This is a genomic window from Flagellimonas cixiensis (genome assembly GCF_042134615.1).
GTDB classification, from domain to species: Bacteria; Bacteroidota; Bacteroidia; order Flavobacteriales; family Flavobacteriaceae; genus Flagellimonas; species Flagellimonas cixiensis.
The window spans coordinates 655,760-677,791 of sequence record NZ_CP169639.1; the positions used below are offsets into that span (position 1 = coordinate 655,760).

The 22,032-nt window shown below is 39.4% G+C and carries 19 protein-coding genes; 13 read left to right on the plus strand and 6 right to left on the minus strand.

What is annotated here, in order from left to right:
- Positions 1-33 precede the first annotated feature (33 nt).
- From ABT310_RS02880 to ABT310_RS02900, 5 genes are read left to right on the plus strand one after another with little or no spacing between them, the layout of a single operon-like run.
- Entirely contained in the window at positions 34-1,545 is a 1,512-nt protein-coding gene (locus tag ABT310_RS02880) for a helicase HerA-like domain-containing protein (protein WP_375325265.1), read from the plus strand.
- Positions 1,546-1,552: 7 nt separating this feature from the next.
- Positions 1,553-2,083, plus strand: a complete 531-nt coding sequence (locus tag ABT310_RS02885) for a hypothetical protein (RefSeq protein WP_375325266.1) — start codon at positions 1,553-1,555, stop codon at positions 2,081-2,083.
- Positions 2,084-2,110: 27 nt separating this feature from the next.
- Positions 2,111-2,950, plus strand: coding sequence for an alpha/beta hydrolase (locus ABT310_RS02890; protein ID WP_375325267.1), 840 nt, complete (start codon positions 2,111-2,113; stop codon positions 2,948-2,950).
- A 33-nt stretch (positions 2,951-2,983) separates the two neighbouring features.
- Positions 2,984-3,406 carry a VOC family protein gene (locus ABT310_RS02895; RefSeq protein ID WP_375325268.1) on the plus strand — a complete coding sequence of 141 codons (423 nt, stop codon included), beginning with the start codon at positions 2,984-2,986 and terminating at the stop codon, positions 3,404-3,406.
- Positions 3,407-3,415: 9 nt separating this feature from the next.
- Positions 3,416-4,231, plus strand: coding sequence for a DUF1080 domain-containing protein (locus tag ABT310_RS02900; protein ID WP_375325269.1), 816 nt, complete (start codon positions 3,416-3,418; stop codon positions 4,229-4,231).
- A gap of 4 nt (positions 4,232-4,235) precedes the next feature.
- Here ABT310_RS02900 and ABT310_RS02905 read toward each other — a convergent pair whose 3' ends face one another.
- Entirely contained in the window at positions 4,236-4,862 is a 627-nt protein-coding gene (locus ABT310_RS02905; RefSeq protein WP_375325270.1) for a DUF2306 domain-containing protein, read from the minus strand.
- Between the two features lie 117 nt (positions 4,863-4,979).
- Between ABT310_RS02905 and ABT310_RS02910 the strand changes: the two genes are divergently transcribed.
- A complete protein-coding gene (locus tag ABT310_RS02910; RefSeq protein ID WP_375325271.1) occupies positions 4,980-5,132 on the plus strand; it encodes a hypothetical protein in 153 nt (50 codons plus the stop codon).
- A 2-nt stretch (positions 5,133-5,134) separates the two neighbouring features.
- Here the strand turns inward: ABT310_RS02910 and folD are convergent, their stop codons facing one another.
- From folD to ABT310_RS02925, 3 genes are all read right to left on the minus strand, one after another.
- Positions 5,135-6,016, minus strand: coding sequence for a bifunctional methylenetetrahydrofolate dehydrogenase/methenyltetrahydrofolate cyclohydrolase FolD (gene folD, locus ABT310_RS02915; protein WP_375325272.1), 882 nt, complete (start codon positions 6,014-6,016; stop codon positions 5,135-5,137).
- Between the two features lie 31 nt (positions 6,017-6,047).
- Positions 6,048-7,376: a signal recognition particle protein gene (gene ffh, locus ABT310_RS02920; RefSeq protein ID WP_375325273.1), complete on the minus strand. Its 1,329-nt coding sequence runs from the start codon at positions 7,374-7,376 to the stop codon at positions 6,048-6,050.
- A 105-nt stretch (positions 7,377-7,481) separates the two neighbouring features.
- The gene (locus ABT310_RS02925; protein WP_375325274.1) at positions 7,482-9,242 is read right to left on the minus strand and encodes a hypothetical protein; all 1,761 of its coding nucleotides are present in this window, start codon (positions 9,240-9,242) and stop codon (positions 7,482-7,484) included.
- Between the two features lie 114 nt (positions 9,243-9,356).
- Between ABT310_RS02925 and ABT310_RS02930 the strand changes: the two genes are divergently transcribed.
- The 3 genes from ABT310_RS02930 to ABT310_RS02940 all read left to right on the plus strand — a co-directional run bounded on the left by ABT310_RS02930 (position 9,357) and on the right by ABT310_RS02940 (position 13,408).
- Positions 9,357-9,854: an RNA polymerase sigma factor gene (locus ABT310_RS02930; protein ID WP_375325275.1), complete on the plus strand. Its 498-nt coding sequence runs from the start codon at positions 9,357-9,359 to the stop codon at positions 9,852-9,854.
- 88 nt (positions 9,855-9,942) lie between these two features.
- Entirely contained in the window at positions 9,943-10,857 is a 915-nt protein-coding gene (locus ABT310_RS02935) for a FecR family protein (protein ID WP_375325276.1), read from the plus strand.
- Positions 10,835-13,408 (plus strand): carboxypeptidase-like regulatory domain-containing protein, encoded by a 2,574-nt coding sequence (locus ABT310_RS02940; RefSeq protein WP_375325277.1) that lies wholly within the window; start codon positions 10,835-10,837, stop codon positions 13,406-13,408. The genes ABT310_RS02935 and ABT310_RS02940 overlap by 23 nt, the downstream gene beginning before the upstream one ends.
- Here ABT310_RS02940 and ABT310_RS02945 read toward each other — a convergent pair.
- Positions 13,398-14,234, minus strand: coding sequence for a zinc-dependent peptidase (locus ABT310_RS02945; RefSeq protein ID WP_375325278.1), 837 nt, complete (start codon positions 14,232-14,234; stop codon positions 13,398-13,400). The genes ABT310_RS02940 and ABT310_RS02945 overlap by 11 nt on opposite strands.
- On the minus strand, positions 14,234-16,012 hold the full coding sequence (gene argS / locus ABT310_RS02950; protein WP_375325279.1) for an arginine--tRNA ligase: 1,779 nt from the start codon (positions 16,010-16,012) through the stop codon (positions 14,234-14,236). The genes ABT310_RS02945 and argS overlap by 1 nt, the downstream gene beginning before the upstream one ends.
- A 94-nt stretch (positions 16,013-16,106) precedes the next feature.
- On the opposite strand from argS, the gene ABT310_RS02955 reads away from it, so the two are divergent.
- The 4 genes from ABT310_RS02955 (at position 16,107) to ABT310_RS02970 (ending at position 22,027) form a co-directional block, all read left to right on the plus strand.
- The gene (locus ABT310_RS02955; RefSeq protein ID WP_375325280.1) at positions 16,107-16,532 is read left to right on the plus strand and encodes a hypothetical protein; all 426 of its coding nucleotides are present in this window, start codon (positions 16,107-16,109) and stop codon (positions 16,530-16,532) included.
- Positions 16,529-17,950 (plus strand): SDR family oxidoreductase, encoded by a 1,422-nt coding sequence (locus tag ABT310_RS02960; RefSeq protein ID WP_375325281.1) that lies wholly within the window; start codon positions 16,529-16,531, stop codon positions 17,948-17,950. The genes ABT310_RS02955 and ABT310_RS02960 overlap by 4 nt, the downstream gene beginning before the upstream one ends.
- Before the next feature lie 217 nt (positions 17,951-18,167).
- Positions 18,168-19,679: a carboxypeptidase-like regulatory domain-containing protein gene (locus tag ABT310_RS02965; protein WP_375325282.1), complete on the plus strand. Its 1,512-nt coding sequence runs from the start codon at positions 18,168-18,170 to the stop codon at positions 19,677-19,679.
- Between the two features lie 125 nt (positions 19,680-19,804).
- Positions 19,805-22,027 (plus strand): Ig-like domain-containing protein, encoded by a 2,223-nt coding sequence (locus tag ABT310_RS02970; protein ID WP_375325283.1) that lies wholly within the window; start codon positions 19,805-19,807, stop codon positions 22,025-22,027.
- Positions 22,028-22,032 lie beyond the last annotated feature (5 nt).

Genomic DNA, 22,032 nt, shown 5'->3' on the forward strand with positions numbered 1-22,032 from the left:
AAATTACCCTATTTTTATCGGAAATTGAAGGTGATGGACAACAAAGAAAAATTCTTTGAACACATAGAACAAGGGTATGCCATGAAAGGTGACTTCATAACCATGGGTGCTGCCATGCTTGATGGCGAGACCATGACCAATGCCTTTGTAAAAGTGCCCTTGAAAACCTTGAACCGTCACGGATTGATTGCCGGAGCCACCGGAACAGGAAAAACCAAGACCCTGCAGGTGTTGGCCGAAAACCTTTCCGATAAGGGCATCCCTGTATTATTAATGGACCTCAAGGGGGATTTGAGCGGTATTGCCCAGCCCAGCCCTGGACATCCAAAAATTGATGAACGGCATGAAAAAATAGGACTACCCTTTGAAGCCAAAGGATTTCCTGTTGAAATATTGTCCCTTTCCGAGCAAAATGGAGTGCGATTACGGGCAACGGTTTCGGAATTCGGACCAGTTCTTTTATCGCGAATCTTAGACCTTTCCGTAACCCAAGAAGGCATTGTTGCCGTTGTTTTTAAGTACTGCGATGACAATAAATTGCCCCTTTTGGATTTGAAGGATTTTAAAAAAGTGCTTCAATATGCTACGGGTGAAGGCAAGGAGGAGTTCCAATCGGAATATGGTAGAATCTCGACCAGCTCTACAGGAACTATTTTGCGTAAAATTATTGAATTGGAGCAGCAAGGGGCCGACCTTTTCTTTGGTGAAAAATCGTTCGATGTGGATGATTTGGTGCGTATTGACGAAAATGGCCGTGGTTTTGTAAATATTATCCGATTGACCGACATACAAGACAAACCCAAGTTGTTTTCCACTTTTATGTTGAGTTTGTTGGCAGAAATCTATTCCACTTTTCCAGAACAAGGGGATACCGAACGCCCAGAGTTGGTGCTTTTTATTGATGAGGCTCATTTGATTTTCGACAATGCTTCCAAAGCATTGCTCGACCAAATAGAAAGTATTGTTAAATTAATTCGTTCCAAAGGAATTGGATTATATTTTGTGACTCAAAACCCAACCGATGTACCAGACGATGTGTTGGCCCAATTGGGATTAAAAGTGCAACATGCTTTGCGTGCTTTTACGGCAAAAGATAGAAAGGCCATTAAATTGACGGCACAGAACTATCCGATTTCCGAGTTTTATGATACCGCTGAAATTTTGACTTCTTTGGGAACTGGAGAAGCCTTAATTTCGGCCTTGGATGAAAAAGGAAGACCAACACCCTTGGCCGCAACCATGATGCGGGCCCCCATGAGCCGAATGGATATTTTGTCCGACACGGAAATCAAAGAGGTGCTGAACGCCTCCAAATTGATTAAAAAATACAATGAGGAAATCGACAGGGAAAGTGCCTACGAAATCCTAAATGAAAAAATTGAAAAGGCTGAAAAAGAAGCCGAGAAAGAAAAAGAAATAAGACAAACTTCCCGCAGGTCTTCGTCCACACGAAGAAGCACTCGAATGAATCCCGTTGTTAAAGTATTGACCAGTGCAACTTTTATTCGAGGGGTATTGGGAGTTCTAAAAAAAGTGATCAGATAAAATTTCTATGAAAAAAGCAATTCAAACAACTGCCCTTGCCTTGGGCCTTATTTTAACCCAATCTTGTCAATCAGACACCACTTTTCTTATTGCAGAGAACAGCGTGGGTCCCTTAACACAATCCACTCCTGTTACCGATTTGGAAACGGTTTTTGCCCAAGATTCGATTGTAAGGGAAAGTGCTGACGCGAAAAAGATTGAGATTTTTGAAAAAGGAGGCAAGCATTTGTTGAGCTTAACTGCCAATTCCGATAGCATTCCGACCATTGAGAATGTTCGTGTAATGGATGCTCGATACAAATCTGAAAAGGGAATAACCCTGCTCAGCACCTTCAAGGACATTGAGGACAAGTATGGTATCAAAAAAATTGTTACCACATTGAACAGTATTGTGGTTTTCCCAAAGGGAAGCAATCTTTATTTCACCATAGATAAAGAAGAATTGCCGGATAATTTACGATATACCACCTCCACTATTGAAGCAGTTCAAGTGCCAGATAGCGCCGAATTGAAGTACTTAATGATTGGTTGGGAATAATTTTTAATTCCTTCACGTTTTGTATCAATGAAAAAACTTCTTACCAAAATAATGCCATTGGCCTATGGGCAATACTTTAACATCTATAGTTTGGTTGCGCCAAAAAAAATGGCAGATAAGGCTTTTCATGTGTTTTGTACGGTTCGTAAAGGACGCGTAAAACCTGAACAATCGGAATACCTGAACGGTGCCAAACTCGCTGTGGAAGAAGTCGCCGGACATCAGATTCAATCCTACCATTGGCCAGGAAACAAAGAAACCGTTTTGTTGGTACATGGATGGGAAAGCAATACGTATCGCTGGCGGAACCTCATCAAAAAATTAAGGGAAGCCGACTTTAACATCATTGCTTTTGATGCCCCTTCGCACGGCTATTCTTCGGGCAAACATTTATATGTGCCCCTCTATGAAGAAACTGTGAATTATATGGTGCAAAAATACAACCCGCAGCACCTTATTGGTCATTCTGTAGGGGGCATGACGATTATCTACAACCAGTACAAAAATCCAAGTGATCATGTAAAAAAGATGGTCACCATTGGTTCTCCTTCTGAGTTTCATGAAATCATTCAAACCTATCAGGATATCTTGAAATTCAATAATCGGGTAATGAAACACTTAGATTATTATATCTATGATCGTTTTGGGTTTAAAATCGATGAATTTTCCACCTCCAAATTTGCTCAATCCATCAGTAAAAAAGGACTTCTTTTTCATGATAAGCTAGATAAAATAGCGCCATACCATGCTTCGATCAAAGTCAATCAAAATTGGGATGGCAGTGAGTTGGTAAGTACTGAAGGCTTAGGACATTCCATGCACCAAGACGATGTGAACAATCAAATCATTAGTTTTTTGGAAGGCTGATAAACTTGCGTTATTTTTCAGAAAAAATAACTCATGCAGAACATAACCCCTTTTCATGTAGCCATTCCCGTTCACAATTTGGATGAATGTAGAACTTTTTATCGCGAAGTTTTGGAATGTGAGGAAGGTAGAAGCGCCGAACATTGGGTAGATTTTAACCTTTTTGGTCACCAATTGGTCATCCATTACAAACCAAAATCGGAAGAGGACCTACATACCAACCCTGTGGATGGTAAAAACGTGCCCGTGCCCCATTACGGTGTGGTACTTCCTTGGGATATTTTTCAATCGTTTTCCAAAACACTTGAGGAAAAAGGAGTTGATTTTGTGATTGAGCCCTACATCCGATTTAAGGGTGAACCAGGGGAACAAGCGACCATGTTTTTCTTGGACCCAGCTGGAAATGCATTGGAGTTTAAAGCGTTTAAAGATATGGGGCAACTCTTTGCCAAATAAAAACAGGAAATGAAAAAGTTCAAATTCCTTTTCCTTTTTGTGACTTCACTTACTTTGGTTGTGTGCTTGCTTGGTTGTAAGCAAAAAAATAAAAGGGAGGCAAAGGCTGAAACCGAGTGGGTACAATTGTTTAATGGAAAAAACCTTGACAATTGGACCGTTAAAATCCACCATTATGAGGTTGGAGACAATTTTGGCGATACTTTCAGGGTAGAAGACAGTATCCTCAAAGTTCGTTATGATCAATATCAGGGTGATTTTAATGAACGTTACGGACATATCTATTACGACCAGCCCTTTTCCAATTACCATTTGGTGGTGGAATATAGATTTGTGGATGGTTGGTATGATTCAGCTCCAAGCTACACCTTACTGAACAGCGGTCTTATGTTCCATTCACAAGACCCAAGAACAATGCCCAAAGAGCAAGATTGGCCCATTTCCGTAGAGATGCAGTTTCTTGCTGAAGTAACCAAAGGCGAATCAAGACCCACTGGAAATATGTGCTCTCCAGGTACCGATGTGTTTTTTGAAGGACAAATAGACCCAAGGCATTGCATCAACTCTACTAGCGAGACATACCCAGTTGGGGAATGGGTGCGTGCAGAATTGATTGTATACGGCGATTCGTTGATTACCCACAAGATCAATGGTAAAAAGGTGCTCCAATATAGCAAACCACAAATTGGTGGCGACGTGGCCAACAGATATGATGAAAGTATTAAAATTGATGGCACACCTTTAAAAGAAGGATTTATCGCCCTACAAAGTGAAGGTCAGGCCATAGATTTCAGAAAGGTGGAGATCAAGGTTTTAGAAGAGTAACAGCTCAGGCAAGGGTCAATCCTTTTTTTCTTACCCAAAAGTAGGCAAAGATGATGTTGGGAACCCAACACAGCCAGGCTACAATTTTATAGGCTATTAAAAACTCTCCAAATACTATCGACAAGAGTGGCAACCAAATTCGAAGGGTAACAGCTGCAAAGCATGCGGCGTAACTATAGACCATCATGCCTTGGTGTAAGGATAGATCTTTCTTTTTCACAGCTACATAAGCCCGCAGCGTGGTAAACAACCATATTACCCCCAAACAAATAAATCCAATAGATGGCACAATGCCTCCTGTTGCAAAAAAACCGAGATAAATTCCACACAAACCACTGATTAAAGCAGAAACCACATAAACTTTACCCAAGTTTCTATGCAAGTTCAATCTTTTGGCCCTTAGCTTTTTAATAAATTGTGACCAGCCCGTTAGCAGGGCTATGCCGCCAAAACTAATATGTCCGTAAAAAGCGGATTGCCAAATTTGATTAGACAAAAGTTCGTCAGGTTTACTTAATAGCAGTCCAAAATCTTCAGAAGCAAGTAGGTAACTTAAAGGATATAAACCTATGCCAATGGCCAAAAGCACAAACGCCACCCATGCTACTTTATTCCTAACTGTTCTAGCCATAACGGTTGGTTTTCAGGAAGTAAGTTATCGAATATTTGGAAATGTAAACAAGATTTGAAGGCTGAAATCGTTATTAAATAACAATAAGGCATTAAATGCCATCCCAAATCCTACGACATGAAGACAATTTTACTTTTGGTTACCCTTGTAATGGCGAGCTTGGCCGTATCGAGCTGCACCAACGATGAATCCGAAACCGATTTAGAATTCCTGACGCCTGACGAAGAGCAACAGGCTGCTTTAAAAGCGGAACAGGAAAATGCAAACTAAATTTATGCTTTGTTGTGGCGCTCTCGTGCCAAAAGGGTGTTTTTCAACAACATGGCAATGGTCATCGGTCCTACTCCTCCGGGAACTGGAGTGATATAAGAGGCCTTTTTGCTTACATTTTCAAAATCGACATCTCCAGTGATGTAATATCCTTTTTCTTTGGTTTCATCAGAAACGCGGGTAATTCCCACATCGATAACCACAACACCTTCTTTCACCATATCTTCTTTTAGAAAATGGGGAACCCCCAATGCAGAAACAATAATATCGGCCTGTAGGGTCAAAGATTTTATGTCTTTTGTACGGCTATGCGTCAAAGTCACGGTAGAATCTGCCGCTTTTCCCTTTTGACTCATTAAAATACTGATGGGTCTGCCCACAATGTGACTTCTTCCAATAACCACGGTGTGCTTTCCTGAGGTTTCTACATTATACCTACGCAACAACTCCATGATTCCAAAAGGTGTGGCAGAAATAAAAGTCTCCATATCCAACGCCATTTTACCGAAGTTGGTCGGATGGAAACCATCCACATCCTTATCCGGGTCCACGGCCATCAAAACTTTTTCCTCATCAATATGTTTGGGCAATGGCAATTGCACAATGTACCCATCTATATCGGGATTTGCATTAAGCTCGACCACTTGTTTCAATAATTCTTCCTCTGTGGTTTCTTCAGGAAGGTGAATCAAGGTCGATTCAAAACCAATTTTTTTACAGGAACGTACTTTACTGCCCACATAGGTAAGGCTGGCACCATCGTTACCTACCAATACTGCTGCCAAATGTGGTACTTTTTCGCCACGCTCACGCATTTGGGCCACCTCAACAGTGATTTCTTCTTTAATCTGGTTGGATATTTTTTTTCCGTCAAGGATTTCCATGGGATATGTTGGTTTATTTCTTCTAGTTGAATTATCGCATGTTCTGCATCATCTGCATCATCTTTTTGCCACCACCGCCTTGCATCATTTTCATCATTTTGCTCATTTGGTCGAACTGTTTGAGCAATTGGTTCACTTGTTGAATCGAAGTTCCACTACCGGCAGCAATACGTTTTTTACGGCTTGCATTTAGTAAGGATGGTGTTGACCTTTCATCTGGTGTCATGGAATGAATGATAGCTTCAATATGTTTGAAAGCATCATCATCAATATCCAATCCCTTTAGCGCTTTTCCCGCCCCAGGAATCATTCCAATAAGGTCTTTCATGTTCCCCATTTTCTTGATCTGTTGTATTTGACTCAAGAAATCGTCGAAACCGAATTTGTTCTTGGCAATTTTCTTTTGGATTTTTCGTGCTTGTTCCTCATCGAACTGCTCTTGTGCACGTTCCACCAAGGACACCACATCTCCCATTCCCAAAATACGGTCGGCCATACGTGAGGGGTGGAACACATCAATGGCTTCCATTTTTTCACCTGTACCGATGAACTTAATGGGTTTATCCACCACCGATTTAATGGAAATGGCGGCACCACCTCTTGTATCACCATCCAACTTGGTTAAGATGACCCCATCAAAGTTAAGCACATCATTAAAGGCCTTCGCCGTATTCACAGCATCCTGACCTGTCATGGAATCTACAACAAACAAAGTTTCTTGCGGTTGAATGGCCTTATGAATGTTGGCAATTTCGGTCATCATCTGTTCATCCACAGCCAAACGACCAGCGGTATCGATTATGACCACATTACAACCCAATGATTTTGCATGTGCAATACCTGCTTTGGCAATAGCAACAGGGTCGTTGTTATCTCGGTCTGAATATACCTCGACACCGATTTGCTCACCAACGATATGCAACTGGTCTATCGCAGCAGGACGGTACACGTCACAAGCCACCAAAAGAGGCTTTTTTGTTTTCTTATTTTTAAGGAAGTTGGCCAGCTTACCAGAAAAGGTAGTTTTACCAGAACCTTGTAAACCTGACATTAAAATCACGGAAGGATTGCCGGTAAGGTCAATATCCTCGGCATCACCTCCCATTAATTGGGTTAGTTCATCCTTTACAAGCTTGACCATTAACTGCCCTGGCTGCAGGGTGGTCAATACGTTTTGGCCCAGTGCCTTTTCTTTCACCGTATTGGTGAACTCCTTGGCTATTTTAAAGTTAACATCGGCATCCAACAAGGCTCTTCTCACCTCTTTTAGGGTCTCTGCTACATTGATTTCCGTAATCTGACCATGACCTTTTAGGACGTGGAGTGCCTTATCTAACTTATCACTTAAATTATCGAACATATGTTCTTTGTTTTAAAGAGGGACAAATTTAAGAATAAATAAAAAGAAAAAGGACGGCTTTGGGGAGAGCCGTCCTTCTTTTGAATAAAGATTGGGGAAAAATTCTTATGGTTTTTCGAAAACCAAGGTTTTTATAGTTCCATCACCACTTTCATCCTTCAATTCGATGCGTGTTGCGGTCATGGATACAAACTTCCAGTCTTCGGTAAGTTCAGCCAGTTCATTCATGGTATTGAAGTTGATGTATAACTTCAACCCTTCTTCGGAATCACGAAGCACTCGCCATAATCCGTTGTCTAAAGTGTTAGTGCCCATGGACACCTCTAATTGATGAAGCTCCTTGAAATAAAAATCCATTCCTGTAAACGTGGTAGTATATTCCATTTCACCTTCTTTATAAAGGGCTACATTCCAAGCTCCTCCCATCAACATATTTCTGATTTCGGATACATCTCCGTCGTTGGCACTATCATCACAAACCTTAAGCAAGATCATCTCGTGGTCTGTTTCTTCATTCTTGAATTTCAATCTTGAATCTATTAGGTCAATCAATGGCCATTCGAAATTCAATTCTCCCTCAGATTCAATGTTGATCATTAATGAAAGTTGTAATTGGCTGTTCATCCCCAATTGCCATGTACCTTCAGATGCGGATATTCCATTACCCAATGTAACCGTTCCATCAGCCATAAATTTGAATTCGTAACCTAATAGTCTTTCTAATTCGATGCCACGGCTTTTCACCTTTTTAATGATCCATTCGCATTCCTGAAGAAGAGAAATCACAGTTTCCCTGTCTACTTCAGGAGCAGGCTCTACCTCGCAATTTTTTCTGAGCACAATTCGGTTACCATTATCCTTGTAGAACTTGATTACGCCTTCTTCCAGTTCGTATACGTACCACTCCAGAGTGAAATCGACCAGAGTTTCAAAATCCAAGCTCAACAGTATACCATTATCGGTTTGGCTTGTACTCCAGGTTCCATTTACAGAGGCATTTAAAGCACCATGGTAAGTAACCGTTCCATCTTCGTGGAATATCATCAATTTCTCCAAATATTGTTCGGTGTTGTCCACTTCATTTCTAATCACTTGTCTGATTTCAAATGGACAGGTTACCAACAAGGCATCCAATTCTTCTTTGGTAAAGTCATCATCATTATAATCATTGTCATCATCTTCATCACACATATCTTTTGCCAAGGCCAAAGCTTGTGCAAGCTCCACATTACTATTTACGGTCACAACCGTCCCATCATATTTTTTAAGTGAAATTGGGAATTGGATGCTGACCAAATCATCGGAGTCCAATTCGGCAAAGAAACGTCTCATGCCCCAATCGCTTTCTACAGCAAACTCTCCTGTTTGTTGATTATTGATATCAAATGTGAAAAGGGTGATTGGGTATACAAAATCAATACACTCAATATCATCGTCATCGCCACCTTCCAAACAATCATCGATATATTCTTCCAATTGGGCTTGGTTTTCGATGGTAATCTCTGTAAAATCGGAAAGTGTAATGGTAATAGGAAAAATAATGTTCAAGATATCATCATCACCTTCAAAAGCATCAAAAATCTCTTCAACTACGTCTAAATCAGCTTCAGAATCAATAGTGATCTCAACGCCATTTACAGATACGGTGTAAGGAAATTGAATGCCCACACAACTGGCTCCATCCACAATATTGTCGTAAGAACCATCGTGTGAGGTTGTCTGTTCAATTAAAAGAGCCGTAGACGAGCCGGCTTCAATGGATTCTGGATCTCCACCAATATCTTCAAATTCTTCTTGGCAAGAGGTAAAACTTAAAACTAAAACAACAAGGCTAAAGCGCAGTATGTTGTTGACGAACTTTTTCATAACAATATGAATTTTGGGGTTATAATTCATGTTTAAAACAACAGTGATAAAAAAAACCCTACTTTTTCTAAAATATTTTCAAATATATTTGAGCCGATAAACAAACCACTGATTATGAGCAACGTTTGCGAAGACCAAATTTTCAGCTCCATTTTCAAGGCACATTCCAAAACGGTTTTTAATTACATCTATTATAAATTCGGAAACGAGGAAAAAGCGAATGATGCGGTACAGGAAGCTTTTGTAAAACTTTGGGAAAATTGCGCCAAGGTAAGTCCCGATAAAGCAAAATCGTTTGTGTACACCGTTGCCAACAACCTTTACCTTAATGTTATAAAGGCTGAAAAGGTTCGGTTGAAATATGCAAACAATTCGAATGACCGATCCCACGAGTCCCCTGAATTTTTGATGGAGGAACAAGAATACAAGCAAAAATTGGACGATGCCCTTAACGCATTGCCAGAAAACCAGCGAACTACCTTTTTATTAAATAGGATTGACGGAAAAAAATACGCAGAGATTGCCGAAATGGAAGGAGTTAGTGTTAAAGCCATTGAAAAAAGAATGCATTTGGCCCTTAAAAGTCTACGTGAAAAAATAGATGGCATTTAAATCAAATGAAAATAATTAGCTAATTTTTAGAAATTTAGGTAGGGTATTCTAAAAGTTGGTTGTTATAAAAACGTAAAGCATAGAAACCATGCAAGAAAATTATTTGGCAAAATGGCTCAGTGGAGAGCTTTCGGAGGAAGAACTCACAGCTTTTAAAAAGTCTGCAGAGTACAAATCCTTTGAAAAACTTAAAGAGGTTTCTAGTTCTTTAAAGGCTCCTGAATTTAATGTGGACCAAGCCCTTGAACGCACCAAAGAAACTATTGGAACAGCTCCAAAAGTCATCACTTTAAAGCCATTTAAAACCTTTTTACGCATTGCGGCCGTGGTTGCCGTATTTCTTGCAGGCTCTTATTTCTATTTAGACACTCTGGGTGAGACCGTTAGCACAGATTATGCCGAGAGTACCAATGTTATCTTACCAGATGATTCCGAAATTATATTGAATGCAGAATCCCAAATCACCTACAGTAAAAAACATTGGGATAAAGAACGAAATATAAACCTTGAAGGTGAAGCCTTTTTTAAGGTGGCCAAAGGAAAAAAATTCACCGTAGCCACGGAACATGGCACTGTTGCCGTTCTAGGAACCCAATTTAATGTGGAAAACAGAAAAGGTTTTTTTGAAGTAACCTGTTATGAAGGATTGGTCAGTGTAACCCACAATAATACTGAAACCCAACTACCTGCCGGCAACTCCTTTTTGGTCATCAATGGACAAATAATTTCCAATTTGGAAAAACCTATGGGTAATGCCCCATCTTGGATGCAAAACGAAAGTAGTTTCAACCGTATCCCATTGCAATTTGTATTTGCCGAACTCGAAAGACAATTCAATATAAAAGTGACCACAGAAAACGTAGATACCAACCTACTATTTACAGGTAGCTTTAACAACACTAACTTAGAAATGGCGTTAAAAAGTATAAGTACCCCGTCTCAAATCAAATTTAAAGTAGAAGACGACAACGTACTTTTTTATGCTGGAAACACACCCAAATAAATACTCTGGCCTCTTCCTAGGTATTTTGTTTTTCTTGTTTTGTTCCCTCACAATTCAAGCTCAGGAAAAGCAACAGTCTACTATTGACCTTATTTCACACATTAAGAATCTTGAAAGCACTTATAACATCAAGTTTTCATTTCTTAATAAAGATGTGGAGGGGTTGCAAATTAGCGTTCCCGATTCCATAAACACTCTTGAAAAACATCTAAATTTTCTTGACCTCACTTTTCAAATCAAATCTGAAAAACTTAGTGAACGTTTTTACACCCTTACAAAAGTCTCCTATATTGATATTTGCGGAATTGTGCTCGATAATTTCGCGGAGAATACGGTCAACGGAGCCACGGTAGAAATTTTAGGCGAGAATAATGCTCAAATCACTGGTGCTGACGGTTCATTCCACCTATCAAATGTTGATCGGACTGCCTCGATACGAATAAGGTACCTCGGGTATGATTCAAAATTCATGAAAGCAAGTGAATTGCTCAAAGGTGGAAACTGTCCGAAAATTTTACTGTCGCCACGGTACGAGCAATTGGACGAGGTTATCGTTTACAAATTCCTTACTTCGGGAATCATTAAAGAAACTGATGCAAGTTTTACTATCAACACTGCTGAATTTGGGATTCTTCCCGGAATGATTGAGCCCGATATTTTACAAACAGTGCAAGCACTCCCAGGCATAAAGAGTATTGACGAAACTGTTTCCGACATTAATGTTCGAGGGGGTACCAACGACCAAAATTTAGTGCTTTGGAACGGAATAAAAATGTACCAATCCGGCCATTTTTTTGGTTTGATATCAGCTTTTAGTCCGTACCTAACCGATGAGGTCACCATTTATAAAAATGGAACTCCCGCAGCCTATGGAGACGGTGTAAGCAGTGTTATACAAATGGAAACCAACAACCACATTACCCAAGATTGGTCTGGCGGGGCCGGCTTTAACCTAATCAGTGGGGATGTGTATGCTGAAATTCCCGTGAGCAAAACATTGGGACTTCAATTTTCTGGTCGACGATCCACAACCGATTTTGTGAACTCCCCAACCTACAACCAATTCTTTGACAGGGCTTTTCAAAACAGTGAAATATCGGACCAAAACAATAGGGCGATTGACGATGAAATTGTGCGAGATGAGGACTTTTTCTTTTATGATTTTTCAGGAAAGTTGTTGTATGACATCAACGACAACCATAAACTTCGAGTTAGCGCCATTCACATGGAAAACGATTTAAAATACGAGGAGAACAATCAAACCCAGAACGAAACTAGCATTAGCTTGCTTCAGCAGAGCAACCTTTCCATGGGCGCACAATTGCAAAGTCAATGGAACAATAGGTTCTCATCCCATCTCAATATGTACTATTCCAAATATAATTTAGATGCGCAAAATATTTTTGGAAATCAAGTGCAGCAGTTGTTCCAAAACAATCAGGTAATTGAAAACGCTTTAAAGTTGGATACGCGACTCCAATTGAAAAATACTTTGAACTGGAACAACGGCTATCAATTTATCGAAACCGGAATCACGAACATTACAGAACTTAGTGAACCAAATTTCTATAGCGATATTAAGGGAGTTATTCGTATTCATGCTCCCTACACGGAATTTGATTATCATTCAGAACAGAATACCTTCATTGCTAAAATTGGAACACGATTCAATATTATTGAAAACCTGAATACTTTTTCCGATTTTTTGATTGAACCTAGATTGAACTTAAATTTTAAAATCGCCAATTATTTAAGAGGTGAGGTTTTAGGAGAATATAAAAGTCAGACTACCAACCAGATCATCGATTTAGAACAAAACTTTTTGGGCATTGAAAAACGAAGATGGACCTTATCCAACGGAAGCACCTTACCCGTAACCAAAAGCAAACAAGGTTCGGCAGGAATCAATTATGAAAAAAATGGTTTTTACATTGGTTTCGAAAGCTTTTATAAAGAAGTGGACGGCATCAGCACAAAAACACAAGGATTTCAAAACTCCAATCAATTTTCTGGAGAAATTGGCAGCTACAAAGTAAAGGGCATTGAGTTTTTAACCAACAAAAAGGGAGACAATTATAGTGTTTGGCTCAGCTATGCCTACAATAAGAACGACTATACTTTCGATTCGATTGCCCCACCCAATTTCCCAAACAATTTGGATATTAGGCACACGGTGACTTTTGCAGGAACTTACGATTATAAAAACCTTAAACTGAGTTTGGGAATGAATTACAGAACTGGTAGACCTTATACCGAACCTTTGGATGGCCCCGAAGGATTGAACAACGATTTTTTCCCTCCTCAAATTAATTACAAAGAGCCCAACAGCAGCAGATTACCAGAATATTTTCGAGTGGACGCCTCCGCTATTTATAATTTTCAACTCACTCGAAGATTACGGGCCAACGCAGGTGTATCCGTAGTCAACATTACCAATCGAAAAAATTCCCTGAACAAATATTATAGGGTGAACTCGGACAATGAAATTGAGACCGTGGAAAACATTTCTCTGGGCATTACTCCAAATGTGAGTTTTAGGGTCAGTTTTTAGCCTTCCAATCCGGGTCACTCAAATCGAAATTGAACATGGTTCTCACCATTTCAAAAAGCTTCGGAAAATTTCTTTTGAATGTTTCAGGTGTTTCTATAAAACTTTCGGCCACCACAGCAAAGAACTCCACAAAATTGGTTTTGCCGTAATCCCTAAAATAGGAGGTTGCCGCCAATCGGTTGATAAACTCCTCCGAATGGTACATCTCTTGCATTTTGAGCAACCCCATTTTAAACCGCTTGGCTTCGAAACTCTGCTTTTTACGGGTGTCGATCATTAAGGCATGGGCCACTTCATGAATCCCCAGATTGATATTGTCGTTGGGAATGCTAAAACCATCTTTCAAACTTTCAGCTGAAAACACAAGGGTTCTCAATCTTGGATTATATTCCCCCACATGGTGATTTCTTGAAATACGGGAATAATACTTGCTTGGATAAATAATCACTCGTCGAATGGACTTTTCAAACCTATAGTCGTTCAAACCCAAGGTCAACAAAATCGCTGAAGCCGAAACATAGGCTTTAATATCCTCTTTGTTCTGGATGTTCCCATAAAAAACAAAATGCTTTTTGGATTTGAACCAGGCAAAACGACGTAAAAACTCCTTGCGTTGAGCAGGGGTTAGATCGTGGAATGGTTTAAGAAAATTTAAAATAAACAGGCGTTCCCTTGCCGTTATCCTTTTCACCGGATGAAATAGATTATAAAGGGTCAACTTTTCCTTCAGGACATTCTCGTAGATTCCCTTGGCAAATGCAAAGAACAAGCCCACGACCAAAATAATGGCCAAAATCTCCTTTTCAGATTCGGAAATTTGCTGCATTACATGCGTTCTGGAACATCAATCCCCAACAAACGGAAAGCAGATTGAATCACCTCGCCCACTTTCTGGGACAATTGCACTCTAAAGTTTTTCTTTTGCTCATCGTTTTCTCCCAAAATGGATACTTGCTGATAAAAAGAATTGAACTCTTTTACTAAATCATAGGTGTAATTGGCCACCAATGCCGGGCTATAGTTTTCTGCCGCCAATTGCACTGTTTCGGGAAACAATTGGATTTGTTTCAACAATTCCTTTTCTTTTTCGTGAAGCTCCAAGGAAGTGTCGACTTCGCTCGACTCGACATTATCTGCCTTACGCAATATAGATTGGATTCTAGCGTAGGTATATTGAATAAATGGACCTGTATTTCCTTGAAAATCTACCGATTCTTCTGGATTGAAAAGGATACGTTTTTTCGGGTCAACCTTTAAAATGTAGTATTTAAGGGCACCCAAACCTATGGTTCGGTACAATTGTTTTTTTTCGTCTTCGGAATAGCCATCCAATTTGCCCAACTCTTGAGAAATAGATGCTGCAGTATCTTCCATACTTTGAATCAGGTCATCCGCATCCACTACGGTACCTTCCCTACTCTTCATTTTTCCGCTGGGCAAATCCACCATACCATAACTTAAGTGGTACAATTGCTCAGCCCATGAATAGCCCAATTTTTTCAGGATGAGGAACAACACCTTAAAGTGGTAATCTTGTTCGTTCCCTACCGTGTATACCATTCCATTAATATCTGGATGGTCCGTCACCCTTTGAATGGCGGTGCCAATATCTTGGGTCATATAAACAGCCGTACCATCCGAACGCAATACAATTTTTTCATCCAGGCCATCTTCGGTAAGATCAATCCAAACACTGCCATCTTCTTTTTTAAAGAAAACACCACGCTCCAAACCATCCTTCACCACATCACGACCCAACAAATAGGTGTCACTTTCATAATAAAGGGTGTCAAAATCAACACCTAGGTTCTTGTAGGTAATATCGAAACCTTCATACACCCAACCGTTCATTTTTTTCCAAAGCGATACAACCTCATCATCACCTGCCTCCCATTTACGGAGCATTTCTTGGGCTTCCACTAAAATAGGAGCTTCTTTCTCTGCCTTATCCTTTTCGGTTCCAGCTTCAACCAATTCGGCAATCTGCTCCTTGTACGCTTTATCGAAAGCCACATAGTATTTTCCAACCAAATGGTCGCCCTTTAATCCTGAAGATTCAGGAGTTTCCCCCTCGCCAAACTTCTGCCAAGCCAACATACTTTTGCAGATGTGAATTCCTCGGTCATTAATGATCTGGGTCTTGTACACTTTTTTGCCCGAAGCCTTTAAAATTTCTGCTACGGAATAGCCTAAAAGGTTGTTTCGAACATGCCCCAAGTGCAGGGGTTTATTAGTGTTTGGGGAAGAATATTCCACCATCACCGCATCATCGGATTGGGATTTCACGTACCCAAAATCTTTTTCAGAAAAGATATTATTGAAGAAATTCAGGTAGTAACTATCCTCAATAACAATGTTCAAAAAGCCTTGCACCACATTGCATTTGGATACTTCATCAACGTTTGCTTCCAAATACTCCCCAATTTGGGTCCCAATTTGCACAGGATTTCCCTTTACGTGACGCAACATCGGGAACACCACCACGGTAATATCCCCTTCAAAATCCTTTCGGGTGGGTTGAAATTCTACCGAGGGCAACTCAACTTGGTACAGTTGATTTACGGCCTCGATTACTTTTTGTGTCAAATCGTTCTGCAAACTCATTTGTAAGGCTTTTCAGGGCGCAAAACTACGCATTTTTTGGGCTTTTCCCTCACGCCAAATGTAATGGTCCGCTGTAATTTGATTAATTTTAAGGATGCTATTGAATGTTTCCTACTCCGACAAAAACATTACCAAAAAAATTGATGACGTCTTGGGCAAACCCATTCCCCTAAAAGAACGTTGGGCCATGGGGGGTATTGGTTCCCCCAAAATGCAAATTACAGAGGCAAGTGTGGAAATCAATAACCTGCTTATCCTCGACAATAATTTGAACACTTGCAATATTGAGCTTCGACCCAAAGGCATTATTGTTGGGTTTCGTTCTCGATTGGAGAGCTATGCACTCATTATACCGTATTACAAATTGAATGTTTACAAGGGCGACATGTCAATTCGGTCCATTTATATGGATCAATATTTTATTAAAGTGCGAACGGATACCAAAGCTGTTCAAAAATTCTTTCGGAAAATGCTCGACCATAGGGCCGATAACCTTCCCACCAACATTGAAGATCTATGAAGATTCTACTAACTGGAGCCAATGGGTATATTGGTATGCGCTTATTGCCCAATTTATTGGAAATGGGGCATCAAGTGGTATGTGCTGTTCGAGATGAAAAAAGATTATCGATAGACGAAAACACCCGTTCAAAAATAGATGTGGTGGAAATCGATTTTCTGGAGGACCCAAAAAATCAAGAAATACCATCGGATATTGATGCGGCCTACTATCTTATTCATTCCATGACCTCATCGGTTACCGATTTTGATGAAAAAGAGGCTCAGGCGGCCAATAACTTCAACACGCTACTGGCCAAAACCCAATGCGAACAGGTCATTTACCTCAGTGGGATAGTAAATGACAAGGAATTGTCCAAGCACCTCAGTTCAAGAAAAAATGTAGAGGATATTCTGTACCAAGGAAGTTTTAAACTTACGGTTCTTCGCGCAGGCATTATTGTTGGGTCTGGTAGTTCTTCTTTTGAAATAATTCGAGATCTCTGCGAAAAACTCCCCGTGATGATCACACCAAAATGGGTGCTTACCAAAACCCAACCCATCGCGATCAGGGATGTAATTCAGTTTCTCACACAAGTTTTGGGCAATAAGGACACCCTCAACCAGTCTTTTGATATTGGAGGACCCGATGTGCTTACCTATAAAGATATGCTACACCGCTATGCCAAGGTAAGAGGGTTTAAAAACTGGATTTTCACAGTGCCTGTAATGACGCCCAAACTATCCTCCTATTGGCTGTATTTTGTGACCTCCACCTCATACAAATTGGCCATGAACCTTGTGGATAGCATGAAAATGGAGGTAGTAGCCAAAGACAACAAGCTACAACAAATGTTGGGTATAGAAACCCACACCTACGAAGAAGCTATTGACTTGGCCTTTAAAAAAATAGAGCAAAACTTGGTTATTAGCAGTTGGAAGGACAGCATTGCCAGTGGACAGATTAAAAAAGATTTGGAAAACTACATCCAAGTGCCCAAATATGGGGTTTTACAGGATAAAAAATCCATTCGCATCACCAATGAAAAAAAAGTGCTTAAAAATATTTGGAGCATAGGTGGTGAAACAGGTTGGTATTATGGCAATTGGCTATGGAAAGTGAGAGGATTTTTGGATAAGTTGGTGGGCGGACCTGGGCTTAGACGTGGACGCACCCACCCTGATAAAATTTATCCGGGGGATGCCTTGGATTTTTGGCGCGTATTATTGGCCGATAAAAAAAGGAAACGTTTATTGCTGTTTGCTGAAATGAAAACCCCTGGAGAGGCTTGGTTGGAATTTAAAATTGAAGATGGAACACTCTACCAAACCGCTACTTTCCGCCCAAAAGGATTGTGGGGTCGGCTGTATTGGTATACTGTACTCCCCTTTCACCTATTTATTTTTGGGAACATGATCAAGAACATTGCAAAATCATAAGTTTGCCCAACCCTTCACCCTTCACCCTTCACCCTTCACCCTTCACCCTTCACCCTTCACCCTTCACCCTTCACCCAAAGCTGTTAAAATACTATTAAGCCTAATCGGAGATTCCTTATTTCTTCGCACATTGTCACAAATTCCCCTCAAGTTCGTCTAAACGATAGGCAACCTTTCACCCACAAAAGTTGTCTTAACAATATAAACCCACACCATAATGTCCGTAAAAAAGACCTTGTTTCTGGCCTATTTCGCTTTTCTAATGGCAGTGCCAATGCTTGCCCAATCCGTGAGTTCCCGGTTGGTCGATTCCAAGACCCAAAAAGGGATTCCCTATGCCACCATTCAGTATGGGGAACACAAAGGGGTGATCACCAACGAAGAAGGGCGGTTCAGTTTTGTGTTAGAAGAAGGCACTACGCTGCCCGATTCCATTTATGTGACCTCCATGGGTTACGAAAAGAAAGGCTTCACTTTGGAGCAAATGCAAGACAGTTTGGTCTACTTGAGCGCAAAAGCCATTGAACTGAGCGGTGTTTATCTTTTTGACAAAGAGTTGGAAGTGGATGATATCATTGAAAAAATGATTGAAAACATACCCATCAACGTCAATAAAAGCCCAGTTAAACAACGATTTTTTCTTCGGAAAGCTGAACTGGCCAACATGGAAAAAGTAGATTTTGGGTTTGAAAAATCATCCATCAAAGAGTTGAACAAAGAACTCATGGACAGCATTGCCAGGTCCATTCCCAAAAACGCGTCGCATTACACCGAAAGTTTTGGCGACCTCTATAAAAACAACACAAAATACAAGTTGAACATTATTAAAGCAGCGGATCTTTACGATAAACGGGATGTGAGCTCTTTTGAGGACTTGGCCGAGCACATGGAGGAAATTTTTAAACAAAATGTAAAACAGGGTTCCTACTTAAAAATCAAATCGGGCATTTTTAGTGAAAAAATTCAGGTCGATTCCATTTTGGACACATTGGATGATGAACGTGTGGATCAAGTTAAAAAAGTAAAGGCACAGGTAGAAAAAGATAGTGTCTCAGGGTTGGTGGATAGTCAGCGTTGGTTTTTCAAAGAAATGTTGGGCCAATTATATTACAAGGAGGACACGAAGTTGGATTTAGTGGATAAACCCAACCGTTATGAGTTTAAGCTGGCAGGCTATGCCGATATTGGCGAAGCTGGAGTATATGTGGTGGATTTTTGGCCCAAGAGAAGCAGCGCCGATTTTAAAGGCCGATTGTATATCAATATAGAGGACTTTGCCGTAATGCGACTGGATTTTATCAATGTGCAACGCCTACGAAACTTTAGATTGTTGGGCATAACCTATCGCGAAACGGTATACAAAGGCACCATGCGATTTGCCAAACTTTCCAACGGAAAGTATGATCTTCAATTCATGGATTTTTCCGATGGCAAATACTTCGGAATTGACCGTCCTTTAAAGGTGGTAGAAAAAAACAAACATGTAAAAGGCCGCCGTAAACAAAATGAACTCAAGCTGAACATCGATTTCCGCATGAACATGACCAACAAATGGGAATTGGTGGTGTTTAACCAAGATAAAATTGCCGAAAACGAGTTTGAAACCTACAAAGAAGATAAAACCGTTCGTGCCACCTATATGCCCCGCTATGACCCTGAATTTTGGAAAGGATATACTATTATGGAGCCCAACCAAGCGATTCGTGGATTTACAGCCGAGGAAGAGTAGCCTGTTTTAATATAAATAAAAGCATTGGTCATTTAACTAAAAAATAAATCGCTTTATCTAATTGCAAATTCAGGGTTGTTTTAAAATCACAACTAATTAGTAGATTTGAAAAATAACCAATTTGAATGAATAATCTTACGTTAAGAGTAATTATATTTTTATATATTTTTGCTTTGATTTCTTGCTCCTCAGACCACTCCAGTGAAGAACAAAACATTGATACTACACCCCCAGAAATTAATCTTGAAATTGCTGGTTTTGGAAAAAATTCTACTGACCCCATAATTGTAGGCAATAGTATAGATCTTAATCCAAACACGACGGACAACGAGGGTATTAAATCTGTGACTATTTTTTTAAATAATGAAGTTGTGGCGCAATCAAACACTCCTCCATTTAATTTTACAATCGATTTATCTAGTTACACTTCCAAGGTTGCTGACTTGACCAAATACAAGGAATATGTATTAAAAGTTGTTGTAGTGGATATAAATGACAATTCCTCCGAGGTGGAGCAAATAATATATATTGATAATGATTTGCCTTCAATTTCAAATGTCACAATTGAAAATGGCACTGTATTAAATGGTGGTGAGAACATTGTAACCTTTAATGCTTATGATGAACAGGGAATCAAGGAGGTAAGTGCCTTGGTTGACAACTCGACTATTGTTGTTGTTGAGACAGAGACTGGATTTACCCTTGACCTCAACACATTGAATTCTGCAGATGGAGAACATTCACTTGTAATTATCGCAGAGGATTTCGCAGAAAACATTACTTCGTATCAGGTTGATTTTATTTCAGACAATACAGGGCCCGAACTTATTGTAGAAGGAATTATGGATGATGTTATCCTTGGTGAGAAAACAATAATTTCAACCTCCCTTTCAGATGAATTTTCCGAAATATCAGGATTTAAAATATCACTTGGTGATTCTCTTGTGAAAGAATTTGAAAATTTTGATGAATTAAACTTTGAATTTGACCCTGAAAGCTATGCTGTTGGAGAGTACGAATTAATTTTTGAAGCTAGTGATAGCGTTGGTAACATTTCTCAAATCAATGTTCCCATCAAAATAAAAAGATTATTGATGATAATTGATATAAAGGAAGACTATTTACCATCAAATTATCCTGCTACCCAACTTTTTTATTTAGCCTCGGACATTAACGGTAAGGTACTTGATTTTGCCAAAGGTGAAAATAATTCGATAGTGAAATTATATTCCGAAAGAGAATTTTCATTGGAAGAAGAATTCATGTTAACTCTAATGGAAATTTCGGGATATTTAAATGGTCCCCAATCGGGTGAAATGTTTACTATATCCAATCTAAAACGAAATAAACATAATACATACACTTTAAAAACTAGAAAGCAAAATCCCAATTATAAAATAACAACTGACTTTAAGTTAACTGGAATGGATCCATGTGCTCAAAACTTGACTTGTTATGGTCCAGGCTACAATATATTTTACAGTCATTCCGGTGACGAAGATATTCAAATACGAACCTTTGATCACCTAGGAGACCCAACATTGTCATCAGATAAGATTTACTTGTTTTTGGAGTTTAGCTGTTTTGATCAGTATAAATATTTAGCTTTTGACAACCCACTACCTGAGGATATAGAAACTAATATCAGTGTTTCAGATTTTATTGATGAGGGTATACAAAATTCAAGTGTAGAATTTAGTAATGTTGGATTAGTTGACATTGATATTAAGGGGTATGATTCCTTAGAAGATTATAGAATCAACAATGGATATTCAATTTTTGATGATTTAAAAAGTACCTTTTATCACCCTGGTCCAGTAAATTATTTCTGGTTAGATGTTTTTCAAGAATATAAGTTTAAAATTGTGTCTGATGACTTTGCGGTGATAGGAAGAGGACTACCTGAAACATATTATGAAGTTCCAGATTGGTCTGTGGATCATTTGTTGAATGATAAAACCATCCAATATACAATTGACTCTGGAGAGCATACCGTAGGAAAAACGATAATACAAAGGTATGCTAACCAATATGAAGGACAATTTGAATGGATTTTTGTTTTTGACAGTCAAAAAACTCAAGAAATTACAATCCCTGAAATTCCTGAAGAATTAAAAGATTATCAATTATATAATCATATGCAAAATCGAGATTTCATGTTGTATCAGTCTCAAATAACAAAATATGACGGAATTGAAACCTATGATGAATATTTGGAGAAAATTATTTTACCAAATAAATCCTATCAATCCTTTGGTGATAAAATGACTGCAAAATATAGGGTACATGAAAATGCCAGTAATGCTTTTATTATAGATGATTTTTTTATGTATCGCGTTCTTTATTAATTACA